At 63.6% G+C, this 8469-nt stretch carries 10 protein-coding genes and 1 pseudogene; all 11 read left to right on the forward strand.

Going from position 1 to position 8469, the window contains the following annotated elements:
• The first annotated feature begins 873 nt into the window (after positions 1-873).
• Positions 874-1227 (forward strand): YHS domain-containing protein, encoded by a 354-nt coding sequence (locus QD208_RS17400; RefSeq protein WP_052384923.1) that lies wholly within the window; start codon positions 874-876, stop codon positions 1225-1227.
• Positions 1220-1558: a DUF5676 family membrane protein gene (locus QD208_RS17405; RefSeq protein WP_225347873.1), complete on the forward strand. Its 339-nt coding sequence runs from the start codon at positions 1220-1222 to the stop codon at positions 1556-1558. Before QD208_RS17400 ends, QD208_RS17405 begins: the two co-directional genes overlap by 8 nt.
• A 201-nt stretch (positions 1559-1759) precedes the next feature.
• The gene (locus QD208_RS17410; RefSeq protein WP_043337204.1) at positions 1760-2014 is read left to right on the forward strand and encodes an SHOCT domain-containing protein; all 255 of its coding nucleotides are present in this window, start codon (positions 1760-1762) and stop codon (positions 2012-2014) included.
• 100 nt (positions 2015-2114) lie between these two features.
• On the forward strand, positions 2115-4523 hold the full coding sequence (locus QD208_RS17415) for a copper-translocating P-type ATPase (protein ID WP_279837669.1): 2409 nt from the start codon (positions 2115-2117) through the stop codon (positions 4521-4523).
• 59 nt (positions 4524-4582) lie between these two features.
• Positions 4583-4771, forward strand: coding sequence for a DUF2933 domain-containing protein (locus QD208_RS17420; RefSeq protein WP_306298809.1), 189 nt, complete (start codon positions 4583-4585; stop codon positions 4769-4771).
• A complete protein-coding gene (locus tag QD208_RS17425; protein WP_043337201.1) occupies positions 4764-5423 on the forward strand; it encodes an isoprenylcysteine carboxylmethyltransferase family protein in 660 nt (219 codons plus the stop codon). The genes QD208_RS17420 and QD208_RS17425 overlap by 8 nt, the downstream gene beginning before the upstream one ends.
• Positions 5424-5507: 84 nt before the next feature.
• A pseudogene (locus QD208_RS17430) lies at positions 5508-5714 on the forward strand (hypothetical protein); the annotation flags it as partial.
• Between the two features lie 49 nt (positions 5715-5763).
• Positions 5764-6063: a DUF3141 domain-containing protein gene (locus tag QD208_RS17435; protein WP_209443826.1), complete on the forward strand. Its 300-nt coding sequence runs from the start codon at positions 5764-5766 to the stop codon at positions 6061-6063.
• Positions 6060-7463 carry a DUF3141 domain-containing protein gene (locus tag QD208_RS17440; RefSeq protein WP_209443825.1) on the forward strand — a complete coding sequence of 468 codons (1404 nt, stop codon included), beginning with the start codon at positions 6060-6062 and terminating at the stop codon, positions 7461-7463. The genes QD208_RS17435 and QD208_RS17440 overlap by 4 nt, the downstream gene beginning before the upstream one ends.
• A gap of 66 nt (positions 7464-7529) precedes the next feature.
• Complete coding sequence (locus tag QD208_RS17445; protein WP_043337196.1) at positions 7530-7988, forward strand: hypothetical protein; 459 nt, start codon at positions 7530-7532, stop codon at positions 7986-7988.
• Positions 7989-8093: 105 nt separating this feature from the next.
• On the forward strand, positions 8094-8318 hold the full coding sequence (locus tag QD208_RS17450; protein ID WP_087720112.1) for a hypothetical protein: 225 nt from the start codon (positions 8094-8096) through the stop codon (positions 8316-8318).
• The last annotated feature ends 151 nt before the right edge of the window (positions 8319-8469 follow it).

The following is an 8469-nucleotide window of genomic DNA, read 5'->3' on the forward strand; positions in this document are numbered from 1 at the left end:
ATAACGATGGGATACCGCCGAACTTGGCAGAAAAGAACTACTGGAATGCTCAAAGCTCGGTGGCCAAAAACACTTGACCACTACATCCCAGCCATTCGCCCAGGTCACCACTTCAATGAGGCCGCTGCAGCTTACGGCAAGCTCCGTCTTGATCCGTGTCAATGGACAAGGTTCGAATCTGCGCTAGGTTAAGATATACATCACTCTGCAGGAGCCCTGCCGCATGGCCAGGCACACGTCATTTCCTAAGCAATCCTCGCGGTCTGCCACCGCCTGGCATCGCTTTGGTCTGGTCATCCTGCTGGGCATGGTGCTACTGCTCTCTAGCGCCGCCACAATGGCAGATGACCCCTCCTCGGCAGATGCTCCCTCCTCTACTGAGTCTGGCCAGGTTGGCGTTGAGCCTCACGCAGATACGCACTCGAACACCGAGTTCATCAACGCAGACTATCCTCAACCGCGATGCCACCATGGCCATGGCACTCGTAATGTCGGCAGCGCCCTGTTGCGCCTGGAGCGCCAGGACTTGGAGCTCGAGCCCCTTCCCTTGAGCATGACGGCCCCGGCCATAGCGCCCCGGGTTGTCACCGCCAGCGGCTCGCCAAGTGCCCCTCCCTCACCCTCCTCGGTTCCTGTCTACCTTTTGACCCAACGCTACAGAGTCTAAGTCGACCTCGTATCTCCATCTCGCGCTTCCAGCCGTGGCCGCGTGGGAGAAAACCCGTGCCCGCCCCACATTGATCCAGGCAACTGCCGGAGTGGCCGCTGTGTGTGCAGAGACTCTTCCCACCATGAGAAGTGCATGCACATTCGCAACCACACCCGAGTGCTCGGTATCGGGTACGGCTTAGCGGACGTCACGAGGAAGACTTTATGGACGCACTGTTTTACTTCCTGCTTTGGGCAGCAATCCTCTTCTTGATGATGCGGTTCGGCTGTGGCGCCCACGTCATGGGGCACAGCCATGGCAGGACCAAACACGACAACGATAGCCCAGGGAATCAACGTGCAACTGAAGGGCTGGAGTGGATTCCGCCAGCCGAGGACGTCGACCCCGTCTGCGGCAAGACCGTCAGAACGAAAGGGGCCAAGCCAAGCGTCCACGATGGCCACGTCTTTTACTTCTGCTCTCGTGACTGCCGGGAGCGCTTCGAGGCCGCGCCCGAACAGTATCTCGTCCCTGGTGCAACGGCCTCGCCCCTCCAACCGGAGAACAAAGATGCCTGATGCCAATGCTCCGTTGACAGCCAAGCCCCGTTCAGGAACTCGCTTGCCGGTTCAGGCAACGCCGCGGATTCCCATGATCGCACTCGGGATGAGCCTGGGGCTGTTCCTGGCCGTAACCTTCATCCTTTGCGTCGGCTTCGATCTGCTGTTTCCCGACCAGGCGATGTATAAGAGCTGGCTGCGCTTGTTGCCAGGCTTCACTTGGCTCAGCTGGTCAAGCTTCTTCCTGGGGCTGGTCGAAAGTTTCGGCTACGGCTGGTACATCGCCCTGGTCTTCGGCCCGCTATACAACTTCTTTGTCACACGCCTCAACCGACACAGCGGAGCGTAGGCCATGAACGAATCCATCACTCAATACCGAAGGCCTCAACGCATGCGTGCGGCGTTGATTCCATTCCACTGAAGAGGTCGGAAACTGTCCGGGATCAAGAGCCGCCTACTTTCATCTCTACCTTCTCTTGACCCTTGGGTTACCCGCAGGCTTTAGCCTGACGTCAGGGCAAAGTAAGTAACAAGAAAAGGAGATCCGACCATGTGGGGCGACATGATGGCGTATATGGGGAGTTACGGCTGGGGGCATATGCTCTTCGGCGGGCTCATGATGGTGTTGTTCTGGGGCATCGTCATTGCCTTGGCCGTTCTCCTGGTGCGTGGCCTGACCCGAGGCCGGGGCGAGCCATTTTCTCAACGGCGGCCAACGGCCCTGGACCTTCTTCAAGAACGCTACGCCCGGGGAGAAATCGACCGCGAGGAGTACGAGCAACGCAAGCGCGATCTTCTGCTTTGATCGCACCTCCTGATTATTGGATACGGCACTATTAGTTTCGACCCTATCGAGATAGGGCCACGAGGTTGAATCAAGACGCGGAAGCGACGGAGACGATTCCATGACGCAACACCAACACGACCATTGTCACGGGCATGCCTCGCACGAGGCACCGACACTAGGCAGCGGCGATACGGACCAACACGCCGCCGGCAGCCAGGGTGGCGCCCAATACACCTGCCCGATGCACCCGGAGGTCGTCTCCGACCAGCCGGGTGACTGCCCCAAGTGCGGCATGCACCTCGTGCCCGTGGGAAGCGACGACTCGCAGACGCATGACGGGCATGGTCATGGGGCCTCCGCGCCGGCCCACGGCGGCAAGTACGACAAGGTGCCGGCCGGGCATGCCGGCGCCGTCTACACCTGCCCGATGCACCCCGAGGTGCGCCAAACCACTCCCGGTGCCTGCCCCCTGTGCGGTATGGGTCTGGAGCTGGAATCGGCGACGGTCGGCGATGAAGGGCCGAATCCCGAGCTGGTCGATTTTACCCGACGCTTCTGGGTCGCGGCCGTGCTCACGCTTCCGGTCCTGATTCTGACGATGAGCCCCTACCTGGGCCTCGGGGCCATTCGCGACTTCTTCGGTGAACGCAACGCGATGTGGATCGAGCTGGTGCTCAGCACGCCGGTGATCCTGTGGTCGGGCTGGCCGTTCTTCGTGCGCGGCTACAACTCCTTCCGCACCATGAACCTCAACATGTTCAGCCTGATCGGCATGGGGGTCGGCGCGGCCTATCTGTTCAGCATCGTGGCGGTGCTGGTGCCGGGCGTCTTCCCCGACGGCTTTCGCCGGGAAGACGGCACCGTCGGCGTCTATTTCGAGGCCGCGGCGGTGATCGTCACCCTGGTACTGCTGGGTCAGGTGATGGAGTTGCGCGCCCGTGAAGGCACCGGCAAGGCGATCCGCGCGCTGATGGACATGGCCGCCAAGACCGCGCGGGTGATCCGGCCCGACGGCAGCGAAGAAGAGGTCGCGCTGGAAGACGTGCAGGTGGGCGACCACCTGCGGGTGCGCCCCGGCGACAAGGTGCCGGTGGACGGCGTGGTGGTCGAGGGCCGCTCCTCGATCGACGAGTCGATGATCTCGGGCGAGCCGGTGCCGGTGGAAAAGGTCAAAGACGACAAGGTCACCGGGGCCACGATCAACGGCAACGGCAGCCTGGTCATGGAGGCCACCCGCATCGGCGCCGACACCATGCTCAGCCAGATCGTCGAGATGGTGGCTGCCGCCCAGCGCAGCCGCGCACCGATCCAGAAATTCGCCGACAAGGTGGCGGGCAAGTTCGTGCCCGCGGTGATCGGCGTCGCCATCCTCTCCTTCATCGCCTGGGCGATCTGGGGGCCGGCGCCGGCGCTGTCCTATGCGCTGGTCTCGGCGGTGGCGGTGCTGATCATCGCCTGCCCCTGTGCACTGGGGCTGGCCACGCCGATGTCGATCATGACGGCCACCGGACGCGGCGCGCAGGCCGGCGTACTGATCAAGAATGCCGAGGCGCTGGAAGGCTTCGCCAAGGTCGATACGCTGATGGTCGACAAGACCGGCACCCTGACCGAAGGCAAGCCGAAGCTGGTGGCGGTGCTGCCCGAGGAAGGGCATGACGAGGCCGAGGTATTGCGCCTGGCGGCCAGCCTCGAACGTGGCTCGGAACACCCACTGGCCGAGGCCATCGTCGCCGGCGCCGAAGAACGTGGCGTATCCCTCGCCGATGCCACCGATTTCGAAGCCGTGACCGGCATGGGCGTCAAGGGGGTCGTGGACGGCCAGTCGGTGGCCCTCGGCAACGCCAAGCTGATGGCCGAACTGGGCCTCGATGGCGGCCGGATCTCCGAGACCGCGAACGCCCGCCGCGATGAAGGCGAAACGGTGATGTTCGTCGTGCTCGATGGCCAGATCGCCGGCCTGGTCAGCGTCGCCGACCCGGTGAAGGAGACCACCCCCGAGGCCCTGAAGGCGCTGCACAAACTTGGCTTTCGCATCATCATGGCCACCGGCGACAACGAGCGGACGGCCAAGGCGGTGGCCGGGCGACTGGGTATCGATGAGATCCGCGCCGACGTGCTGCCCGAGGACAAGGCCCGCATCATCCGCGAATTGCAGGAACAAGGCCGCAAGGTGGCCATGGCGGGCGACGGGGTGAACGACGCTCCCGCCCTGGCCCAGGCCGATGTGGGCATCGCCATGGGCACCGGCGCCGACGTGGCGATCGAAAGCGCCGGCTTCACGCTGGTCAAGGGCAACCTCGACGGCATCGTTCGGGCCCGCAAGTTGTCGCTGGCCACCATGCGCAACATCAAGCAGAACCTGTTCTTCGCCCTGGTCTACAACGGGGCCGGCGTACCGATCGCCGCCGGGATCCTCTATCCGTTCCTCGGCATCCTGATCGGGCCGATGTTCGCCGCCTTCGCGATGAGCGCGTCTTCGCTGTCGGTGGTGATGAATTCGCTGCGCCTGCGCCGGGTGAGGATTTGATCATGCATGACGAAAAGGGGTGGCTGGAGCGAGGACCCAGCAAAGGCAGCTTCTGGCTCATGGTGGCGATCGCCCTGGCGGTGATGGGCTTCCTGCTCTGGGAGGAGCACAAGGTGCACCTGCTCGGTGCCCTGCCCTGGCTGATCCTGCTCGCCTGTCCGCTAATGCATGTGTTCATGCACGGCGGACATGGAGGCCACGGGGGTCATGGCGGGCATGATGATCACAAGGGAGGACGCGATGAGTGATGACGTACCCGCCTATGGGCTGTGGGGCCTGGTCATTCTCAACTCGGCGATCTTCATCTTCTTCGCCTTCAGCTTCTTCAAGCCGCAGACGCGCCGCGACTGGCGCTCGTTCGGGGCCTTCAGCGCCTTCCTGGTGGCGCTGTTCACGGAGATGTACGGCTTCCCGCTGACCCTCTACTTCCTCTCCGGCTGGCTGCAGTCGCGCCACCCGGAGGTGGACTGGTTCAGCCACGATGCGGGCCACCTGCTGGAGATGCTGTTCGGCTGGCAGGCCAACCCGCATTTCGGGCCGTTCCATCTGCTGAGCATGGTGTTCATCGCCGCGGGTTTCTGGCTCATCGCCGCCGGCTGGCGGTCACTCTATACCGCCCAGCGGCGGGGAGAACTGGCCACCACCGGGCTCTATGCCCATGTCCGGCATCCCCAGTACGCCGGCTTCGTGCTGGTGATGACCGGCTTCCTGCTGCAGTGGCCCACCCTGCTGACCCTGGTCATGTTCCCGGTATTGGTGTGGATGTACTCACGACTGGCGATCCACGAAGAGCGCGACGTAGCGCGCCAGTTTGGCGACAAATGGCAGACCTACGCGGCCCGCACGCCACGCTTCATTCCGCACCTGCGGATGGCGAGTACGAGTGGCTGGCGCCTGTAAGGACAAAATCCCAGAGGTGCAGTCATGAAAAGCAGACGTTTTTCTCGTCGGCACGATCGTGGTCGTCAGCGACGACTCGCCCGGGGCTTCTTCTGCCCCTGCCACGGCTCCCAGTTCGACTTCGCCGGACGCGTGTTCAAGGCGGTGCCGGCGCCGATCAACCTGAAGGTTCCGCCGTACCGCTTCCTGTCCGAGTCCCGGATCGAGATCGGCGCCCACGACATCCTGACACTGAGAGGTATCCACTATGACCGCCAAAACATCCACCACCAAGCCACCCACGGCTCATAAAACCCCGCGCAAGCGCCAACCCACCGCCCCACCAGAGATGGACGCCCCGATGACCGCACCCGAGCCCGAAGAAGGCACCCTCCCGAGCCACCCGGCCACGGAGCTACTCGCCTATCAGACCGACCTGTGGCGACGCGGCGTACGCTACCTGGACACGCTGTGTGAGCGCGCGGACAACATGCTCGAGCATGAGCAGGCGGGCAAGCCGCCACTGCTCGACTTCGATTACGAGATGCTCGTGGATGGCCGTCGACTGGCGCGCCCCGCCAACTATGCCCTGCTGCGCATCACCCGGGTCGGCGAGGACTGCCTGGAGGACTGCCTCGACGAGACTAGGCCGCCAGGATGATCGTCGACCCGCGTGCCGGCCACGGCCCAGGCATCGGCGGCTTCAAGCGCGACTCCGAGGTGGGCATGGCGCTCCACGAGGGACACCCGGTCTACTTCGTGATCTTCTTCCCCGAGCCCGTCCCCGGCCAGACACTGGAGGACGTGCTGCACGTCCTGCGCCGCTTCGTCGAGACGCTGGCCGAGCGCCACCCCGGCCAGCCGCCGGTGCTCTACGGTAACTGCCAGGCGGGCTGGGCCATCGCGCTGCTCTCCGCCGACTGCGAGGGTCTGGTCGGGCCGGCGGTGCTGAACGGCTCGCCGCTCTCCTACTGGTCCGGCGAATCCGGCGTCAATCCCATGCGCCTCGCCGGCGGCCTGCTTGGCGGTGCCTGGCTGACGCACCTGATGGCCGACCTGGGAGACGGGCGCTTCGACGGTGCGAACCTCGCCACCAACTTCGAAGCCCTCAAGCCTGCGAATACCCTGTGGCAGAAGGACTATCAGCTGTTCGCCGACATCGACGGCCAGCGCGAACGCTTCCTCGAGTTCGAGCGCTGGTGGACGGGCTTCTATAGCCTGAGCAAAGAGGAGATCGTTGCCATCGTCGAGAACCTTTTCGTCGGCAACAAGCTGGAGCGTGGCGAGCTCGAGGTCTGCCCCGGCTGTAGCGTCGACCTCAAGCGCATCCGCAACCCCCTGGTGATCTTCGCCTCCGGCGGCGACAACATCACCCCGCCCCATCAGGCGCTCAACTGGATCCCCGCGGTCTATCCCGATACCGCGGCACTCAAGGCCGCCGACCAGCGTATCGTCTACCTGCTCAATCCCCACGTCGGGCATCTGGGCATCTTCGTCTCCTCCAAGGTGGCGCGCCTCGAGCACCGAGCGATCCTCGAGAGCGTCGGCAATCTGAATGACCTGGCCCCTGGCCTCTACGAGATGCGCATCGACAACCCCACCGGCGACCCCGACTGTCACAAGCCCCAGTTCCAGGTGCGCTTCGAGGAGCGCCGCGTGGAAGACATGAACTTTCCCGACCGGGCCCCGGCGTTCGAAGGGGTGCGAGCGCTCTCCGAGCACAATGTGGCCCTCTACGAGACCTTCGTCGGGCCCTGGGTGCGGTTTTACACCACCCCCTGGTCAGCCGAGGTGCTGCGTCAACTGCATCCGGCGCGGACCAGCCGGCTGATGTACTCGGAACGCTTCTCCCCCTGGATGACCGGTGTGAAGTGGCTGGCCGAGATGGTAGAGACCGCACCGGCGCCGATCGATAGTGACACCCCCTATCGGCAATGGGAGACGCTGTTGAGCGACTCTATCGCCTCGACGCTGGAGCTTGCCGGCACGACCCGCGACAGCATGTACGAGATGGGGTTTCGCAGCCTCTACGGCGGGGGATGGTGGAGCGAGAACGAGTGACCCAGTCGAAGCCGACCCGGTTTACAGCCAATACCTATAGAGCAACCCACTAATGGAGAGCAATAAATGAAGATCGAGACCTTTCATGACCTGATCGACTGGACTCGCCAGCTGCATGCCCAGTTGGCCGAGTGCTTCAGGCACTGTGCCACCCGGCAGGAGGAGGCACGGGCCAAATCACTGCTGGAGTATCTCGCCGATCACGAGGCGGTCCTGGAGCACACCGTGGCCAGCTTCGAGAAGCAGGCCGACCCCAAGGCCCTAAACACCTGGGTCTACGATTATCTGTCGCATGCGCCCATCAAACCCCATCAGGCGTGCAATTTGCCCTATGCCGAGATGGGCTTCGAAGACATCAGCCGGGAAGTCTTCTCGCTGCACGATCAGGTCATCGCGCTATACCGCTACCTGGAAGGACGCGCCGACATCCCCGAGGCTCGGGATCTCGTTCGCGAGCTCTTGAAGCTGGAGGAACACGAGGCGATGCGTCTGTCCCAGCAGATCAACCGGGCTCGGGATCTATAGATGTCGACGCTACAGGGCCGTCTAAGCAGAGGTCGTAGCCACTAATGAAGAACGGATGATCGCCCGGCACGTGCAGCGCACATTAACCAACACCCAGGAGGTGACATGACCCAGACGGCAACGCCAGTGGCCCTTGCGACGCTCGATGATCTGATTCAGCGAGCCGGTGGCGGTAACCCGATCCGCGTCGCCGTGGTCAACGCGGCCCAGGCCGCCGTGCTGGAGACGCTTCGCGAGGCGGCGAGGCTGGGCATCGCCGAGCCGGTGCTCATCGGCCGTCCCACCGAGATCGTCGAGGCCGCCGCGGCGATCGGGTGTGTAGTGGCATAGTGAATCTGGCCACCTGATTTTGAGTGTATGATCACTCACAGAGACAGTCAGGTGCAGATGATGACGAAGAAGAGAACGTTCAGCCCGGAATTTCGCTTGGAAGCGGCCCAACTCGTGGTCGATCAGGGTTACACGCTGAAGGCGGCGTGTG

This window comes from Cobetia sp. 29-18-1 (assembly GCF_029846405.1).
GTDB lineage: Bacteria > Pseudomonadota > Gammaproteobacteria > Pseudomonadales > Halomonadaceae > Cobetia > Cobetia amphilecti.